General features: G+C 62.3%; 19 protein-coding genes. 18 read left to right on the plus strand and 1 reads right to left on the minus strand.

Features of this window, described 5'->3' with window-relative positions; genetic code table 11:
- Positions 1 to 95 precede the first annotated feature (95 nt).
- Genes OKW41_RS29165 through OKW41_RS29200 form a run of 8 tightly spaced genes read left to right on the plus strand, consistent with a single transcriptional unit; the run spans position 96 to position 7,111 of the window.
- Positions 96 to 254, plus strand: a complete 159-nt coding sequence (locus OKW41_RS29165) for a hypothetical protein (protein WP_429574772.1) — start codon at positions 96 to 98, stop codon at positions 252 to 254.
- 4 nt (positions 255 to 258) lie between these two features.
- Positions 259 to 1,017 carry a terminase small subunit gene (locus OKW41_RS29170; protein ID WP_429574773.1) on the plus strand — a complete coding sequence of 253 codons (759 nt, stop codon included), beginning with the start codon at positions 259 to 261 and terminating at the stop codon, positions 1,015 to 1,017.
- Positions 1,001 to 2,467, plus strand: coding sequence for a phage terminase large subunit (gene terL, locus OKW41_RS29175; protein WP_429574774.1), 1,467 nt, complete (start codon positions 1,001 to 1,003; stop codon positions 2,465 to 2,467). The genes OKW41_RS29170 and terL overlap by 17 nt, the downstream gene beginning before the upstream one ends.
- A complete protein-coding gene (locus OKW41_RS29180) occupies positions 2,464 to 4,473 on the plus strand; it encodes a portal protein (protein ID WP_429574775.1) in 2,010 nt (669 codons plus the stop codon). Before terL ends, OKW41_RS29180 begins: the two co-directional genes overlap by 4 nt.
- A gap of 26 nt (positions 4,474 to 4,499) precedes the next feature.
- Positions 4,500 to 4,784 carry a hypothetical protein gene (locus OKW41_RS29185; protein ID WP_429574776.1) on the plus strand — a complete coding sequence of 95 codons (285 nt, stop codon included), beginning with the start codon at positions 4,500 to 4,502 and terminating at the stop codon, positions 4,782 to 4,784.
- Between the two features lies 1 nt (position 4,785).
- Positions 4,786 to 5,202: a hypothetical protein gene (locus OKW41_RS29190; protein ID WP_429574777.1), complete on the plus strand. Its 417-nt coding sequence runs from the start codon at positions 4,786 to 4,788 to the stop codon at positions 5,200 to 5,202.
- A gap of 3 nt (positions 5,203 to 5,205) precedes the next feature.
- Positions 5,206 to 6,492 (plus strand): hypothetical protein, encoded by a 1,287-nt coding sequence (locus OKW41_RS29195; RefSeq protein WP_429574778.1) that lies wholly within the window; start codon positions 5,206 to 5,208, stop codon positions 6,490 to 6,492.
- A 19-nt stretch (positions 6,493 to 6,511) separates the two neighbouring features.
- Complete coding sequence (locus OKW41_RS29200; protein WP_429574779.1) at positions 6,512 to 7,111, plus strand: hypothetical protein; 600 nt, start codon at positions 6,512 to 6,514, stop codon at positions 7,109 to 7,111.
- 158 nt (positions 7,112 to 7,269) lie between these two features.
- Here the strand turns inward: OKW41_RS29200 and OKW41_RS29205 are convergent, their stop codons facing one another.
- The gene (locus OKW41_RS29205; RefSeq protein WP_429443705.1) at positions 7,270 to 8,649 is read right to left on the minus strand and encodes an IS4 family transposase; all 1,380 of its coding nucleotides are present in this window, start codon (positions 8,647 to 8,649) and stop codon (positions 7,270 to 7,272) included.
- Positions 8,650 to 8,765: 116 nt separating this feature from the next.
- On the opposite strand from OKW41_RS29205, the gene OKW41_RS29210 reads away from it, so the two are divergent.
- The 10 genes from OKW41_RS29210 to OKW41_RS29255 all read left to right on the plus strand — a co-directional run bounded on the left by OKW41_RS29210 (position 8,766) and on the right by OKW41_RS29255 (position 15,825).
- A complete protein-coding gene (locus OKW41_RS29210) occupies positions 8,766 to 9,593 on the plus strand; it encodes a hypothetical protein (RefSeq protein WP_429574780.1) in 828 nt (275 codons plus the stop codon).
- A gap of 23 nt (positions 9,594 to 9,616) precedes the next feature.
- The gene (locus OKW41_RS29215) at positions 9,617 to 9,778 is read left to right on the plus strand and encodes a hypothetical protein (RefSeq protein ID WP_429574781.1); all 162 of its coding nucleotides are present in this window, start codon (positions 9,617 to 9,619) and stop codon (positions 9,776 to 9,778) included.
- A gap of 347 nt (positions 9,779 to 10,125) precedes the next feature.
- Complete coding sequence (locus tag OKW41_RS29220; RefSeq protein ID WP_429574782.1) at positions 10,126 to 11,265, plus strand: hypothetical protein; 1,140 nt, start codon at positions 10,126 to 10,128, stop codon at positions 11,263 to 11,265.
- Between the two features lie 8 nt (positions 11,266 to 11,273).
- Positions 11,274 to 12,206 carry a hypothetical protein gene (locus OKW41_RS29225; protein WP_429574783.1) on the plus strand — a complete coding sequence of 311 codons (933 nt, stop codon included), beginning with the start codon at positions 11,274 to 11,276 and terminating at the stop codon, positions 12,204 to 12,206.
- Positions 12,207 to 12,270: 64 nt separating this feature from the next.
- A complete protein-coding gene (locus OKW41_RS29230; RefSeq protein ID WP_429574784.1) occupies positions 12,271 to 12,801 on the plus strand; it encodes a hypothetical protein in 531 nt (176 codons plus the stop codon).
- A 74-nt stretch (positions 12,802 to 12,875) separates the two neighbouring features.
- Positions 12,876 to 13,448: a hypothetical protein gene (locus OKW41_RS29235; RefSeq protein WP_429574785.1), complete on the plus strand. Its 573-nt coding sequence runs from the start codon at positions 12,876 to 12,878 to the stop codon at positions 13,446 to 13,448.
- A complete protein-coding gene (locus OKW41_RS29240; protein WP_429574786.1) occupies positions 13,448 to 14,131 on the plus strand; it encodes a DUF6682 family protein in 684 nt (227 codons plus the stop codon). The genes OKW41_RS29235 and OKW41_RS29240 overlap by 1 nt, the downstream gene beginning before the upstream one ends.
- Entirely contained in the window at positions 14,124 to 14,744 is a 621-nt protein-coding gene (locus tag OKW41_RS29245) for a hypothetical protein (RefSeq protein ID WP_429574787.1), read from the plus strand. The genes OKW41_RS29240 and OKW41_RS29245 overlap by 8 nt, the downstream gene beginning before the upstream one ends.
- 103 nt (positions 14,745 to 14,847) lie before the next feature.
- Positions 14,848 to 15,207, plus strand: coding sequence for a hypothetical protein (locus OKW41_RS29250; protein ID WP_429574788.1), 360 nt, complete (start codon positions 14,848 to 14,850; stop codon positions 15,205 to 15,207).
- Positions 15,208 to 15,825, plus strand: coding sequence for a hypothetical protein (locus OKW41_RS29255; protein WP_429574789.1), 618 nt, complete (start codon positions 15,208 to 15,210; stop codon positions 15,823 to 15,825).
- Positions 15,826 to 15,827 lie beyond the last annotated feature (2 nt).

Raw genomic sequence — 15,827 nt, forward strand, 5'->3', positions numbered from 1 at the left:
GCTGGCCAAATGCCTATAGGAGTCTGTATGGGTTGCCCGTGCAAAAAAAAGCTGCCTCCGCCGCCGCCGCCGCCGCGGCCACCACGGAGAGCACGATGAAAATTAACCCCTGCGACCGCGACGATAGCCGCGTCGGGCGCGCGCTCGCGCTGCTCACCGAAGGCACTGACTGCCGGTGCTGTATCGGCGCACGGATCCTCCTCGCGCTGCTGGTCGGGCTCGGCGCCGGCGCAGTGCTCGCGCGCGTGCTGTAACGACATGGCAACAGCGAAGCAATTGCGGTTCGTCGCCGAGTACCTGATCGACCGCAATGGCGGTGCCGCGTATCAGCGGGCCGGATTCAAGGCGACTGGCAACGCGGCGGAATCAGCGGCGTGCCGCCTGCTGCGCGAGCCAGAGATCCAGAAGCTGATCGAAGACGGTGAGGCGAAGCTGCGCGAGCGCGTCGAGAGAGAGCAGGACGACGTCGCCAACATGCTCTGGACGATCGCGACGGCAGATGCGAACGAACTGATCCAGCACCGCCGGCTGTGCTGCCGGTACTGCTACGGCAAGGGCTTTCGCTATCAGCGCACGGCCGGCGAGCGCGAACGCGATTACGCACTGTACCTCGCCGAGCAGCGAGAGGCTGACGACGATGCGCCGGCGACCGCGTTCGACGAGATGGGCGGCGTCGGGTATCACAAGCTCAAAGCACCGAACCCGGCGTGCCCTGAATGCTTCGGCGAGGGCGTGCCAGACGTGTACGTACCGGACACGCGCCACCTGTCGGACGCCGCCCGCACGCTGTACGCGGGCGTGAAGGTGACGAAGGACTGCATCGAAGTGAAGATGCACGCGCGCGACGCGGCGCTCGTGAAGTTCGGCGAGCATCTGGGCATGTTCCGACAGGTGCACGACCACAAGCACAGCGGCGCGGTCGGCCTCGCCGAGATCGGGGATTCGATCGCACCCGATCAGAAGGAGCGCGTCGCGAAGGAGATGCTGCGCGCCGCAGGGTATGTCATCGACGATTGAGCAGCCGGTCGACCAGACGGCTGCGATGGTCGCGAGCGGCCGCGATAGTCTGGTCGTCTACTCGCTGCTGGTCGATCCGCGGTACCGCGCGAATCGTTTTCATCGCTATCTGGCCCGCGAGCTGGAGAAAGCCGTTGCGGCCGGCCGTGGCCGCATCATGGTCTTTGCGCCGCCGCAGCACGGCAAGAGCGAAATCGTGTCACGCAAGCTGCCCGCGTGGATCATGGGGAAGCATCCGGACTGGCCGGTCATCGCGGCGAGCTACGGCGACGATCTGGTCGAGCTGAACGGCGGCTCGGTACGTGGCGCGGTATCGTCGCCGATGCACCGCGCGATTTTCCCGTCGTGCGTGTTGGACCCGAGCACGACGGCGAAGGCAAATTTCAGCACGACCGAGGGCGGCAAGTATCTCGGCGTGACGATCCGCGGCGGCGGTACCGGTTTCCCGGCGAAGGTGTTCATCATCGACGACCCGTTCAAGTCGCGCGCCGAGGCCGACTCGGATACGTTCCGCGAGCACGTAAAGAACTGGTATCGGTCGGTTGTGTACACGCGGCTCGCCGAGGACTCGATCCTGATCGTGATGCACACGCGCTGGCACGACGACGATCTGGCTGGCTGGCTGCTGCGTGAGCACCAGCACGAGGGCTGGCACGTCATCAGTCTGCCGGCGATCGCCGAAGAGGACGATGAGCTAGGCCGAAAACCGGGCGAGGCGTTGGTACCCGAGCGGTTCTCTGCCGGTGCGCTCGACAAGAAGCGGCTCGCAGTCGGTTCGCGTGAGTGGTTGGCGCTTTTTCAAGGGAAGCCGCCGAAGAAGGGCGGCGGCACGTTCCTGAAGGACTGGCTGCGCTACTACAACGCCAAGGACGTGATGCAGGCGGCGTGGATGATGAATCGCTATCTGCTGATCGATCCAGCCCGCACGCAGAAGAAGAACAGCGACTACACGGCGATGCACATCATCGGCCTGCATATGGATTCGAACTATTACCTGCTCGACACCATATACGACAAGCTGACGCTGAAGCAGCGCGCCGAGGGCGTGATCGGACTCCATCGCAAATGGAAACCCGCCGAGACTGGTTACAAAAAGACCGGTCACGAGCAGGACATCGAATATCTGCTCGAGGCGCAGGGCCGCGAGAACTACCGGTTCAAGGTAATCGCGCTGTCGGAAGTCGGCGAAAAGAACCCCCGCATCGAGCGCCTCGCGCCGGACTTCGAAGCCGAGCGCTGGTGGTTTCCGGAAACTATGTGGAAGACGGGCTATGACGGCCAGCCGCGCGATCTGATCGCGCAATTCGTGAACGACGAATATCTGCCGTTCCCCGCGGGGCGGCATGACGATTTTTTTGACGGTCTGTCCGGTATCAAGGATATGCCGACCAAGTGGCCTAGCGTGGGGCCGAACCGCACACGGACGAAACAACAGGTGATGATCGTATGAGCGAATCGCTTATCGGGATGAAGGCGTCGCCCATCGAGCAGCCGCCGCCGGGCGCGCGCTTTCAGAAGGCGAAGGAGCAGCAGGCTGAACGGCCAATCAGCGAACTCGCGGCGCATGTCCGTGAGTGCTGGCGAACGAACCACGCGCACCGCGAGAGCAGCGGCATCGAGAGAACGATGCTGCGATGCACCCGGCAGCGCAACGGCGAATATGACGCCGAGGATCTGCAGAAGCTGGGCGGCATCGACATCTTCATCAATATCACCGGACTGAAGTGTCGCGCGGCCGAGTCATGGATCAAGGACGTGCTGGTCAACGCGGCAGATATGCCGTGGACGATCGAGCCGACGCCGATCCCGGATCTGCCCGACTACATGCTCAATCAGGTTTCGGACCTCGTGATTCGCGAGGTCATTGCGCGTGGCTATCCGAACCCCGTGCTCGACGAAACGCGGGCAAAGGAGCTGAAAGCCACCGCGCTACGCGAGATGCAGCGCCTCGCCGCGGAAGCGTGTTCGCGCATGACGGACAAGATCAACGACCAGATGACCGAGGCTGGCTGGCGTGCCGTATTCGAGCAGTGGCAGTCGGACATCGTGACGTATCCGGGCGGCGTCCTGAAGGGGCCAGTGGTTCGGTATCGCCGCACATTGCAATGGAACGGCAACGCGCTGGTGACGAACAATGAGCTGATGCAGGTGCCAGAACGCGTGTCGCCGATCGACCTGTATCCGTCGCCCGAAGCGACCAACCCGCAGGACGCGAACAATCTGATCGAGCGCATGCGGATGACCAAGGCCAAGCTGTTCGAGTGCATTGGCCTGCCCAATTTCAACGAGGACGCGATCCGTATGGTGATCGCGGAGTATGAAAGCGGCTTTCGGGACTGGCTGTCGAGTGACGGCGCCCGAGCGCACGACGAGAAGAAGCAGGGCACGCTCTGGCACACGAGCGAAACCATCGACGTGCTGGACTTCTGGGGACGCGTGCAAGGCAGCTTGTTGCAGGAATGGGGCATCAAAGTCGACGACCCGGAAGCGCAATACGAGTGCAACGTATGGCTGGTGGGCGACTACGCCATCCGCGCGCTGCTGAACCCCGATCCGCTCGGACGTCGACCGTATCACGTGACGAGTTTCAACAAGCTCCCTGGGCAATTCTGGGGCGAAGGAGTGCCGCAGTTCATCCGTGATATCCAGCGTTCGGCGAACTCCGCGGTGCGCGCATTGCTAAAGAATATGGGCCACGCTGCTGGGCCGATGGTCGAGATCGACATTGATCGCCTCGACGAGTCGGAGGACAAGCCGGAAGAGATCGGGCCGTGGAAGGTCTACTACACGAAGCCCGGCAATGCAGGGAGCGGGCCGGCGGTGCGCTACGTCATAGCACCCTCGATCGCCGCGGAGCTGATGAATATTTTCGATCGGTTCTCGAAACTGGCCGACGACTTTAGCGGCATTCCCGCGTACACGTATGGCAATAGCCAGGTCGGCGGCGCCGGGCAGACGATGGGCGGTCTGTCGCTCCTGTATGGCGGTGCGCTGAAGGGTATCAAGAACGTCATCATGAACATGGACCGTGACGGCATCGAGCCGATCATCAGCCAGTACTGGACGTTCAACATGCTGTTCGATCCGGACCCGACGATCAAGGCCGATTCCAAGGTCGTCGCGAAGGGCGCCGAAGGCATCCTGCAGCGAGAGCAATCGCAGGCCCGCAGCATCGAAACCCTCCAGGCGGTCACGCCGTATGTCGAAGGGGGACTGGTGCCGAAGCAGGCCGCGCAGGACATGCTCAAGCAATGGCTCAGCGAGCAGGGTTACGACGTGACGCCGTGGTTCCCTGACAACCAGGTCGATCAGGAAATTGCGAGTGCATTCGGCGGCGGCGGTGCACCCGGTGCATCCCAGCCGTCGATGCAACCCGGCACGCCACCGCCGGCACTCGATGGCCGGCAGGCCGCCGCCGCGCAGGCAATGCAAGGTGGTCAAATCCCGAGCCCGTGACAGGGCTCTTTTGCTATGAGGGCTTCATGAAACTCGACGGATACGACGTAGACCCGGGCGATCCGGTCTATGACCTCTTTTTCGGTGACGGCCGCGTGACGAGTATCACGGCCGACGGTCGCGCCGTCGTGGCGTTCGGGCCGCGTGTCTTTACCTACGACGAGCGCGGCGTCGGTCAGCATGGCCGCCGTTCGCTCTACTGGCACAACCCGATTTTGCTCGTGCCGATGAAAAGCGAGGCTTCGTGGTCGATGCAGCGGCGCCTGAATACGGCGATCGCTGGCGAGCTGCGACCGGGACAGGTGATCTGACATGGCACTCCATACGAACGTAGGACGCCGTCAGGTGCGAGCCGGCGGCGACGCCGACCGTGCGGGCCTGATCTTTGGCGCCGAGAGCTCGAGCAACCTGTCGCATGTCGTGCAGGTCGAGAACGATCCGATTGTGGTGCGAGCGTACAACCTCACCGACGGCGATGTAGTGCTGGTCGAGATGGTCGACGGCGACGGGGCCGGCCGCATGTTCGCGCCGTTCTGTCCGTTCGATGGTCAATCCGCGCTGACCGCGCGGCGCAACGTGTTGCCGATCGGCATTCCCGGCCGCTACCGGTTTGTGCTGCAGCGCACGGACGGCGATCCGCCGGCGCTCGGCCTGGTCGTCGTACGCGCGCATCCGGTTGCAATGTCGCATGAATGGCTGTCTGCCTACATGCAGTGCAGCAAGGGGTAAGCGATGGCGCTCAACTCTGGAGGTTCGACCCGTACGCGCCGCACGGCGTTTTTGAGCGCGACAGTACTGTTCGGGCCGGATTCGCTCGATCCGGTCTCGGCAACTATTCAGGTGGACGATGAGCCGGTCATCGTTCGCGCGCATGCGCTCGGCCTCGGCGAAAGCGTGCGTATTGAGCTTGTCGATGGACCGGGCGAGGGGAAGTACTTCACCCCGTACATGATGAGCGGCCGCCAGGTCGTTATGACCCGGAAGTGCAACCAGATTGCGATCGCGATTCCCGGTCGATATCGCTTCATCCTTGAAGGGGCACTCGGTGGCGCATACGTGAGCTATTTCGCGGCCTCGATGACCCACGAATTTTTACTTGGAGCAATGAACATGACTCGCTGCTGCGGAGAGAGCCCGGCCACGCTACCGCCGAGCGGGCCGGCCGGTGGAGACCTCGAAGGAGACTATCCGAACCCCAGACTGAACGCTTTGGCCGCCATCGGCAGGATCATGAGCGACCCGATTGCCAAGGTTCTACTCACGCAACTGCTGGGCGAGATGATCCCCGAATCAGTTTCGCCATCGGGCGAGGCGGGTGGGGACCTGACCGGGAACTATCCGAACCCGCGGATCGACGTCTTGCGGGTCGCGTCCGCGATCGCCAACAACGAGCAGGCGCAGCAGATTCTCGCGAGCGCGCTTTGCGCGGCTCTCGCGTGCTGCATTCAGGAAGCGATCAAGGACATCGAGGTATCGCCCGACAAAATCGCGAGCGTGTTCCAGCGCTGCGATGGGTCGCGACATCTGCCGGGCAATGCGATTCCCACGTGCGGGGAAGTGGACGACCGGATCAATCAGGCTATCGGTAGTATCCCGATGGACAGGTTTCTTGAGCTGGTTGACTACGATCCTGTGACGCACACGATGACGCTGCGCGTTGAAGGTGGAGAAACTTTCACTGTAGACCTCAGCGAACTGATCCCCATCAATGCGGGTTCAGCGTTCGCCGGCGATGGCTCAGTCGCGGCTCCGCTGCAACTGCGGATTGATCCGAATGGTGGCGTCATGCTGACGGCCGACGGCGTGGCGATCCGTTCACTTGTCGCCACCGGCAATCTGCTCACGATAGACGAGCAAGGCGCAAGGGTTGTCCTCCAATCTCTGCTTGGTGAAGACCCGCCCCAATCGACCGGTACGGACATCCCCACCACTGCGTACGGAGGCCGCGCTGCGTTGCTTGGTGAGCCGACCGGTTGGGCTGACATCGGTGGCGGTCGAAAAGTCCCGTTTTACGTGTAACTGAACAGGAGAGTATTTCATGGCAACGAAACCCCCTGTCGTTCAGGACGGCGATTACCACAGGCCTCTCGCTGCCGGCGATGTATTGGCAGGCGGCGCTGTTCAACTGTCTGCCGAGTCGAGTAACAGCTTACGGCTAGGAGCGGATGGCGGACTGTTCGTCCCTGCCGTGAAGTCAGACTCGTATGCGATGGCCATCAACAACAATGACCTTTCGCAGGCCGAATGGGTGAGCGCCGGTAGCCCGCTGGCGTGGAACATCGCCGCGACTCAACTGCTTATCCCGGACGCGCTCCTGAATAAGGTCTGCCTTTGCTTCCTGAATGTCAGTGTGTCGCCGGTTATAGCAAGTGCGCTGGGTCACTATGAAGCGACCCTGAGCGGGTCTGTTCTTTCATTGTTCAACCTCATAGGAGGTTCGACGGGGCGACTGGCCGTCAAGCCCGACAGCGATGTACCGGTTCCTTCCTGGGGGATCTATCTTGTCAACTCCGCACGGGCGCAGTTGCCACCAGGCTCGTCGCTCACTCTGAACCCCATGCTTGTCAACGTGAATTTTACGGCGAACAACGGCGTCATTCGCGTCTACCAGCGTCTGACACTCGTTCCGTTCCCCTGAAGTCCTTCTGATAAGCCGCCACATCATCACGGAGTAGATCAGACATGGCAGAGATCGTCCCCGTCGGCCTTTACGAAGACCGGCACGATAGATTCGAACCGGGGGACACAATCCCCCCTTCCATGGCCTCAGGATTACCCACAAGTAATGTGATGGTGCTATTCGTTTTGCCTGAATATTCGGTACATCATCGTGATTTCGTGCAGGACAAGAAATCCACGCCAGATGACGGTAGGACCAGGTGGACGATCATGCTTTCGAGCGAGATATCCGCCGAGTCTGGCGATCCACAAGATGACCTGCGCGAGTGACGGCGGTTTATCAGGTATTTCGGTACTGCCATGCGTACGACAGTAGAGGGCTCGCCACTCGATTGGCTGCAGCAATACTTCGCATGGCAGGTTGCCATCAAGCCTGGCAAGCAACATGGAGTACAGGATCCTCCAGCTTACGACGGCGAACAATGCGGTGGCGCGGACGAATCGATCGAGATTGCCAAATTGGCGGGCTTCAATGCGACAGCCACTTTTAAGCACACGATGCCACGATTCAATCGTCCATCGGCGCGCATACCATGCAAGACGCTCGAGGGCCTCTGCGTGTGTTTGCGTAGGCACCGAAGTCAGTAGAAGCCATTCCAATGGCTCTGCTCCTTCGTCCAAGTTCGTTTCCTGTGCATGAATTGCAAACACTTCAATTTCGGGAAGCTTCTCGCGACGACGATTTTGCGGCGGACGAAGGCGTACGGGCATGCAGCGCACAACCAGCCGTGCGGTGCGTGCCTGGCGGTTTTCGCGTGCAGGCACCTGCAGTTGCGCCTCTCCAAGCACTGGCGAGGCCAGCACGGTTTCCCACAAATATCGATCGGGGTGAGCAACGCGTCGGTTCCACGACGCGCGCACCAACCAGTCGACACCGGCAGGCCGCTGCGCCAGGAACACGTCATAGACATCGCCTTCACGGTCGCTCACGCCGATGACATGCGTGCACGGACAGTGCGTCTTGAGTACGCCCAGTTGCTCGATGCCTTCGAGCCATTTCGCGCTCTCTTTCTGTTGTACGGTTCGTTGCCCACGCAGATGTTTCTTGCCCAACTCCTCGTGCCTGCGTATCCAGGTCTTCATCCCGATCACCCCGAGTGGCAGCCCCTCTGGCGTGAGCGCAAGCAGACTGTGTATCAGGAAACCACGCACATGTGGATCGGAGCCATATCCCAGACCTTCGGTTGCCCGCAGATGAGACAAATTGAACTCGGTGGTGTCCTGAACAGCAAGGACGACTGGCACCTGTTGCATACGACACAGCGTTTGACCGATGTGCCCACCCAGCACGCCATCGACATCCACGTGCGGGTTGTCGAAAAAACGATATGCCGCCTTCAGCTCCGAACCATTGAACGACTGCGGAAAAGAGCAATGTGGGCCCAACGAAAGCTTGCGTGCCAGCGTCACGAGCCGTCTGGTCAGGCGAGCGTCGCCGAGCTCGGCGGCGCCAAACTCTTCATTTGCCCAATCATCAAGGTCAGATGTGTCCGACAATGCCCGACATCACAGATCACGAACCGGATCAAAGTTAACATCGGTCGTCACCGTTTACAAGCCATCGCCCTTCAATCGCACAGTCGCGAGCGACTTATGGGTAATCCTGAGCTTCCATGGCAGGGATTCCCGCGATTGTCACGCCGGGCAGCAAAATGGCGGACGTTCTCGCAGGTGGCACCCGCTCAGTTGGCATTGGCCACGCGGCTCATGCAGCTGGCGATTCATCCGTCTCTGCTGGCGTGAATTCCGCCGCTGAGTCTGATGGCTCGGTCGCGATCGGTAACGGTGCGCAGGCCCCGGATGCACCTTGGGCCGGTGGTGTTGCGGTGGGCGCCAACGCGGTGTCGGCCCTGGGTGGCGTCGCAATCGGTAATGGTTCTGTGGCGGGTCGCGGTGTTGCGATCATGGGCACGCACACCGACCATGCGACCAGCGGGCTCCTGTCCGTCGCGATGATGGGAACAACGACCGGAGCCTATGCTGTTGCGATATGCGGAAATGCAGACGGCGCCGCAACTGCAATCGGAGGGGGCTCCAGCTCCGGGGCTATCGGGCTTGCTGCGGGAAGAAACGCGGTTGCTGCGAACTGGGCTGTAGCCGTTGGCCCGTATTGCAATAGCAGGGTGGCTCACTCCACGGCAATGGGTTTTAACTCGGTATGTGGTGCTGACGCCGAAGGGGCCGTCGCGATTGGAGCCTACTCGGCGGTTTCGCGCGCTGACACCATCTCGTTTGGACGCACGCAGGCGGATTCTGCATTGCTCGGTGTAAGCGTCACTCCCGCGATGAAGAACCGACAGCTTGCCTGCGTCGCTGCGGGCGCGTATATGCACGACGCAATCAACGGCGAGCAGTTCAACAAGCTTGCCACGGCAATCAACCAGCTCGGTGCGGGTGTGAGCGGCTTTACTCCAATTCCTTTGCTGCCGTTCGAGCCTTAAACCATTTCTCTCCGGAAAACATCATGAAAGCTACCGCATCGGCGCCGACGCCGAAAGTCGTACAGAAGTCCGTCAAGAACACGATTCCGCGCGCGCCGGCGAAGCCCGCGCGAAGCGCGACCGATTCGAGCGGTGTACGCATGCCGACGAAGTCGTGTAACTGTGGCGGCACCGGTTCCCGATGAGGGCGCCGAACGCCCACCAGCTCGAAGCGATCGAGCAGCTACAGCGACGCGGCCAGGCATGGGAAACCTTCATCGCATGGCTTGGAGAGGGGCTGACGCGTGCACAGGATCAATGTGTGCGCGCCGATGACGAAAGCAGCATTCGCCGATTGCAGGGCGAGGCCCGATGCCTCGGCGAACTGGTTTCCATGTTGAAACCGAATCAGTAACAGACGCGGATCAGTTCCGCACCAATGCACCGACCGGCAGCAATGCCCGTCGGTTTTTTTTCGCCCGCGATTTGGCTTGGCCCTCGCGGGCTTTTTGTTTGTGACTTCCGCCCGATGGCGGCTCACGGAGATTGAACGATGGCACTCCCCCGACACCTGAAGGGCAAATTCAACGCAACCGACGGCGCACCAATCGCAGCGGACCCCACGGCTGGCCAGGCGGCCACTTCCGGCACTCCGACGAATGATGCAGCTAACGCAGAAACGTTGAATGGCAACGCCCCGCTGACCGAGCAAACGGGCGATCCGTCTGCAATCGAGACGGGCACCGCGGTCGCGACAACGCACGCCACCTCGACGGACGACGGCGACGGTACTGCGGCCGCGACGACCGCGACCACAGTCGAAGCCAATGCAGATGCTGGCGCCGATGCCAACTATCGACGCATGGAAGGCCGCTATAAGGCCGATATCCAGCGCCTGAAAGATCAGCTTGCCGAAGCCAAGGAAGCCGCGCGCGGCACCGCACACCTCACCGATCTCCTGATGGAGACACGCCAGGAACTTGCGGAGCTGAAGCGGACAGGAGCGGCAGCCAGTAGCACGACGGCGAGCGACGCCACGGCGAGCGCTACTGCGACTGAGCCTGAAGTTCCCGAGCTGAGTGAAGAAGAGCAGGACACGTATGGCGACTTTATGCCAGTCGCCGAGAAGCTGATCGCTCGCGCGACGGCGCCGCTGCTGAAGAAGATCGCGACGCTCGAGAGTCAGGCCGGCACCGTGACGGAACGCATCGGACAGACCGAGGAAGGGCAGTTCGTGCGAGACGTCAGCAGGCACGTCGGCGATATGGAGGCGATCACTACGGCGCCCGACTGGCAGGAGTTCCTGAAGAAGCCCATCCCACACACGCGAATGAACGTGGCCGAGGCGTTGAGAACGGCGCACAAGGCGCGCGACATGGAGACGATCGTCGGCATTTTCGACGAGTTCAAAAAGTCGCGCCCGGCGCCCGCTGCTGATGCGCAGACGACAGAGCATGCCGCGCAACAGACCACGGCGCAGGCCACGCAGCAGCCCACCGGCCTTGCTCAATTCGCGACACCAGACCGAACTGCAGCGAATCCGTCCGGCGTGAAAGCGCCGAGGTTTCGCGCATCCGACTACCGCGCAAAGGTCGATGCCATGCGCACCGGCCGGATCTCGAAAGAGGACTTCATGCAGTTCGAAACAGCGTTCAACGAGGCCCAGAGAGCGGGCCTTGTTTCACAGACATGAGGTAGGAAATGAAATCTTCGGCAGGTTACTCGCAGTACAGCGACGCGCTTATCACGCCGCACTTCGGTGATCGCCTGATCGCCCGCGGGTATTGCTCGTTTGTCGCCGGCGACATCACCGATACGGACTACGCCGGCGACCTGAACAAATCGGGCGACCAGATCACGTACTTCATCGAGCCGGAAGTCTCGATCGAGGAGTACCAGAAGAACGGCACCCTCAACCCGCAGGAACTGGAAAGCGAATCGATCACGATGGTGGTCGACCGGGCGAAGTACTACAACGTCAAGCTCGACCGCATCGACGAAAAGCAGATTGCTTTCATCGACAAGTGGGTCGAGTCGTTCCTGAAGCGCGCCGACTACAACATGAAGCGCCTGCTGGACCCGGAAGTCCTGATGCGCATGGCGTTCGAAACCGCGCCGACGAACAAGGGCATGAACGCCGGCAAGGAATCGCAGAGCCAGGACCTGGGTGAAATCGGCAATCCGGTGCCGATCACGGCGGCCAACATCATCGAGGTGCTGACGCGTCTGGACGTCGTGCTGCGCGAGGCGTGCCGCTGGGAGGACGGGCAGATGTTCGTCATCCTGCCCAACGTGGCGCGCAACGCGTTGATGTCCTCGGACCTGAAGGCCGCGTACCTGACCGGCATGGCGCAAAGCCCGATCCTGAACGGCAAATTTCCGCTGGTCATCATGGGCTTCAACGTCTACTTCACCGATCAGGTTCCCACGGTGCCCGACCTCGCTGTCGGCAAGACGGCGTACTGGATCGTCGCAGGCCACAAGAAGGCGACGGGCTTCGCGCAGCAGCTCGAGGACCACGAAATCATCACGATGGAGAAGTCGTTCGGGAAGTACTACCGCGGCCTGTGGGTCTACGGTCACAAGCCGTTCCTGAAGGACGCGCTCGCCGCGCTGTACTGCACATTCTCGTGATCGCCTCGCCGGCGGCGCGCTCGCGTGCGCCGGTCGACCCCGCATCTCTTTAGGAGCCAAATCCATGTATCACGCACTCCAGCACGGCGGCGCCCCGAGCCGCAACCCCAACAACGAGATGTATCCGTCGGTGATGCTGCGCCGTGGCGATCATCTCTCGCAGGCCGCCCACCGCGCGCCGGCAATGTTTTCGAATACGCGACTGTTCGACTTCAGCCAGAAGGACACGCGGCGACAGGCTGGCCTGCAGCAGTACTTGCGTCGCCTCGCCGATGACGGCGTCACGCTTTCGCAGGGTGACATCATCGGCGCGTGCGCGATCGGTTCGGGTTCGCTGCTGGTCGGCTATGCCTGGGGCGTCGAGAACCCCGAGCAGGGTGTGACGTTCGCGATCAAGACGCACTTCGGCGGCCTCGCACTGGAAACGGTCAGCGCGGCGACGGTCGATTCCAATGCGGCGATGCTGGATGCGCCTGTCTGGGTCAAGGACGTCGAGCTGCTGGACATCGAGCTGACCTCGTTTCCGGCCAGCGTGCCGACCGATCTGCGCTTCTGGGTGTCGCCGATCGTCATCACGCCGCAGATCGGCAACTGATCCGCACGTAGCAGGGATCGCAACCAGGGCCGCGCCGGAACACCGCCGCGGCCTTCTTCTTTTCAGGGCTCCCCATGAAACAGTTTGCATATCAGGACGCGCACGGCGTGGTGTATCCGGCGCATCCGGCGCTCGCCTTCCAGCCTGGTCTTATCCCCGGCCAGTACGACAGCGAGACGCGGACGTTCACGCCGCAAGGCAATCCCAAAGAACAGGTCGGCGTTATCGTGACTGACGCCGGCGCAGGCGGCCGCGACACGCTGCAGTCCGGTCTGCGCGACGACAGAGGCGCAGGCACGGCGCCTATAAAGTCCGGCGTATTGTTCACACTGCCGGCCGATCAGGAACCCGACAACAGCGCGGAATATCAGGCGCGCGTTGTCGAGCTGGAGCAGGAGCTATTCGACGAGCGCGAGCGCAGCGCGGCACTCGAGGCACAGGTGCTCACGCTGCAATCGCATCTTGACGCGCTCACCGGCGCGGGTGGTGCGATGGACGGCGGCGCTTCGGGTGAGCAGGGCGAGGGCACCGCGGACGGCGAACCAGGCACGACTGACGCACCAGTCGCCGACGGTGCGACGCAGTCGAACGCGCCCGAGAGCGACCCGCCGCCGGCGCCGACCAGGCGCGCGCGTAAGGTCTCGTAATGTCCGGCACCGTTGGCGATCTGATCCTCGAGGTCGCGCAGCTTCTGAGCGACGCCGAGGCGGGGTTCAAGATGCAGCAGTGGACGAAGCCCGAACTGATCGAATACGCGAACGACGCGGCGCTCCAGTTCGTGATGCTGCGTCCCGATCTCGCCTCGACGTCGCGCAAAGTCGAACTCGGACCGGGCGCGCGCCAGCAACTGCCCGACGGCGCGACGCACTTCTATCGCGTCGACGGCACGCTCGACAGCTTCGGCCGCGTCATCGGTCAGCCGACACAGACAGACGCCGCCGCCGCGCGTATTGCTGCCAACTGGTTCGCGCCGCTCGCGTGCGGCCCGCGCGCGGGCGCATATGTGGTGCGTTCGTTTTCGATCGACCCGGTAGAGCAGACAGCCTTCTACGTCGATCCGCCGGTGCCGGCCGGGGAGCACGTCGCTGTCATGGTCAATTTCACCGCCGTGCCCGCGCACGCCGGGGCGAAGGATCCGCTTCCCATGCCTGAGCGTTTCCACAATGCGGCGATCGAATGGATGCTCTACCGCGCCTATTCGAAAGAGCAGGACAGCCAGAGCAGCACCGCGAACGCGACAGCCCACCAGAACAGCTTCTACAGCCTCATCGGTCTGTCGCAAAAGGTCGACGACAAGTACGACAAGGAAGTGAGGGCATCGAATGGATAACTTCATCGAGCGCACACCGCTGGATGCGTTCCTGCCTTTCGTGATGGCTGCCGCGCGAGGTCTGCCCGAGACGATGGCGATCGCGTACATCCGCCAGACGTGCATTGAATTCTGCCGACGCAGCAATGCGTTGCGCCGGCGGGTGACGCTCGACCAGCAGCGGCATGTCGTCGATTACCCGATCTGGCCCGACGACAGCGAGCAGATCGCGCGTGTAACGGAGGTGCGGGTCGGGACCAGCACGTACCGGGCGAAGCGCGACCACCTCGAATTTGGCCATTGGGGCGTCCGGTACACCATTCGCGATGGCCTTGTGCATCTTTCTGCATCGCCTCAGAAAGACGTGCCAGACGCTATCGAGATCCGGTTTGTGGTCACGCCGACGCAATCGGCGTGTGAGGTCGATTCAGTCCTGTATGACGACTGGCAAAACGCGATCGAAGATGGCGCGCTCGCGCGCATCTACCAGTTGCCGGGCTACGAATTCACCGATCCCCGGCTCGCGACGTCGCGCGGTCTCAGCTTCGCCGAGCGCATTGCCCGTGCCCGTGTGCAGGCGCTCAAGAGCGATACGACGGCCACGACAGTAGCACTCGCCCCGCGCTTTGTCTGAGGTCCACATGCGACGTCCTTCAATCGTCCGGCTCGATCGGACTGTGGCCAGAACTGCCTTCAGCTTTGCTGCGTCGAGCCCGTGCGCAGCTGATCCCCAATGCGTGCGCCTCGAGTTGCACCGCATCGGGGTCGACGTCGAACCGATCCGCTACGCGGCGGCCGAGCGCGACGACAACGGCCGCATGGTGTTCGAGTGGGACCGGCGGCTGTTCTGCGCGGCGCCGGGCTTCTACAAGGCTCGCTTCTCTGTATCCGGATCGACGTGCGGCGAGCTCGTCGTCGAGCTGCGCGACGACTGCCATGTGACCGGCGCGGAGAACATCGAACGCACGGCGGACTGCGACGTTTTCGACGGTTCGCCTGCCGGTTGCGGATTTCTCAACTGTGGTAGTGGCGCGCGCGATTGCTCGCCCGTTATCGAAATTTACGTCCCACCCTACGACGTTCCCCGAGGCTGCTAAATGTTTCGACCAATGCTGGGCTTCTCGGCCACGCTGCGCGGCCGGCTGACTGCTGACGCACTCGTTCTGCCGCTCCATGACAACGATATCGCGCGCATCGCCGCGGCGCTGTCCGGCGCCGGCGACTACACGCGGCTGATTGTCGGAGGCGCGCACCGCTTCGAGATCGTCAAAGTGACCGGACTTATCGCCGGCGCCGTGATGATCGAACGCAATATCGAGGGCACAGAAGCGGCAAGCCATACGGCCGGCTCGTGCGTCTCGTTTGCCTGGACGCCGATGAATCTGGCCGACTTCATCACGCAGGGCTTCGGTGGGGTGCAACCGGCCGTCTGCGAAGTGCTGCCGGGCTCCGATCGTGTCGAGGTCACGCAGGCCGACTGCAGCGTCACGGTGGACGTACCGGCGCACGCGGGCGCTACGTGGCGCGCGGGCAATGCGGAATATACGCAGGACGAGCGCGGCGAGATTTCATCGAAGCCGCTCGTGACCCAGGTCCCGGACGGCGAATATGTGAACGCGACGATCGTCGTGCGCGATGGTTACATCACGTCGATCGTCTCAGGAACCAACATCGTGTTCACAGGCGGTGGCTGCTGTAACGGTGGAAGCGCTTGACC

The sequence above is a fragment of the Paraburkholderia sp. UCT70 genome, from assembly GCF_050434085.1.
Taxonomy (GTDB): domain Bacteria; phylum Pseudomonadota; class Gammaproteobacteria; order Burkholderiales; family Burkholderiaceae; genus Paraburkholderia; species Paraburkholderia tuberum.

Bases quoted from the DNA above. Each gene is read 5' to 3' on its own strand.
- OKW41_RS29190 (WP_429574777.1), top strand. From the start codon at position 4,786: ATGGCACTCCATACGAACGTAGGACGCCGTCAGGTGCGAGCCGGCGGC.
- OKW41_RS29220 (WP_429574782.1), top strand. From the start codon at position 10,126: ATGGCACTCCCCCGACACCTGAAGGGCAAATTCAACGCAACCGACGGC.
- terL (WP_429574774.1), top strand. From the start codon at position 1,001: ATGTCATCGACGATTGAGCAGCCGGTCGACCAGACGGCTGCGATGGTC.
- OKW41_RS29225 (WP_429574783.1), top strand. From the start codon at position 11,274: ATGAAATCTTCGGCAGGTTACTCGCAGTACAGCGACGCGCTTATCACG.
- OKW41_RS29170 (WP_429574773.1), top strand. From the start codon at position 259: ATGGCAACAGCGAAGCAATTGCGGTTCGTCGCCGAGTACCTGATCGAC.
- OKW41_RS29230 (WP_429574784.1), top strand. From the start codon at position 12,271: ATGTATCACGCACTCCAGCACGGCGGCGCCCCGAGCCGCAACCCCAAC.
- OKW41_RS29180 (WP_429574775.1), top strand. From the start codon at position 2,464: ATGAGCGAATCGCTTATCGGGATGAAGGCGTCGCCCATCGAGCAGCCG.
- OKW41_RS29255 (WP_429574789.1), top strand. From the start codon at position 15,208: ATGTTTCGACCAATGCTGGGCTTCTCGGCCACGCTGCGCGGCCGGCTG.
- OKW41_RS29200 (WP_429574779.1), top strand. From the start codon at position 6,512: ATGGCAACGAAACCCCCTGTCGTTCAGGACGGCGATTACCACAGGCCT.
- OKW41_RS29235 (WP_429574785.1), top strand. From the start codon at position 12,876: ATGAAACAGTTTGCATATCAGGACGCGCACGGCGTGGTGTATCCGGCG.
- OKW41_RS29245 (WP_429574787.1), top strand. From the start codon at position 14,124: ATGGATAACTTCATCGAGCGCACACCGCTGGATGCGTTCCTGCCTTTC.
- OKW41_RS29210 (WP_429574780.1), top strand. From the start codon at position 8,766: ATGGCAGGGATTCCCGCGATTGTCACGCCGGGCAGCAAAATGGCGGAC.
- OKW41_RS29165 (WP_429574772.1), top strand. From the start codon at position 96: ATGAAAATTAACCCCTGCGACCGCGACGATAGCCGCGTCGGGCGCGCG.
- OKW41_RS29240 (WP_429574786.1), top strand. From the start codon at position 13,448: ATGTCCGGCACCGTTGGCGATCTGATCCTCGAGGTCGCGCAGCTTCTG.
- OKW41_RS29195 (WP_429574778.1), top strand. From the start codon at position 5,206: ATGGCGCTCAACTCTGGAGGTTCGACCCGTACGCGCCGCACGGCGTTT.
- OKW41_RS29185 (WP_429574776.1), top strand. From the start codon at position 4,500: ATGAAACTCGACGGATACGACGTAGACCCGGGCGATCCGGTCTATGAC.
- OKW41_RS29215 (WP_429574781.1), top strand. From the start codon at position 9,617: ATGAAAGCTACCGCATCGGCGCCGACGCCGAAAGTCGTACAGAAGTCC.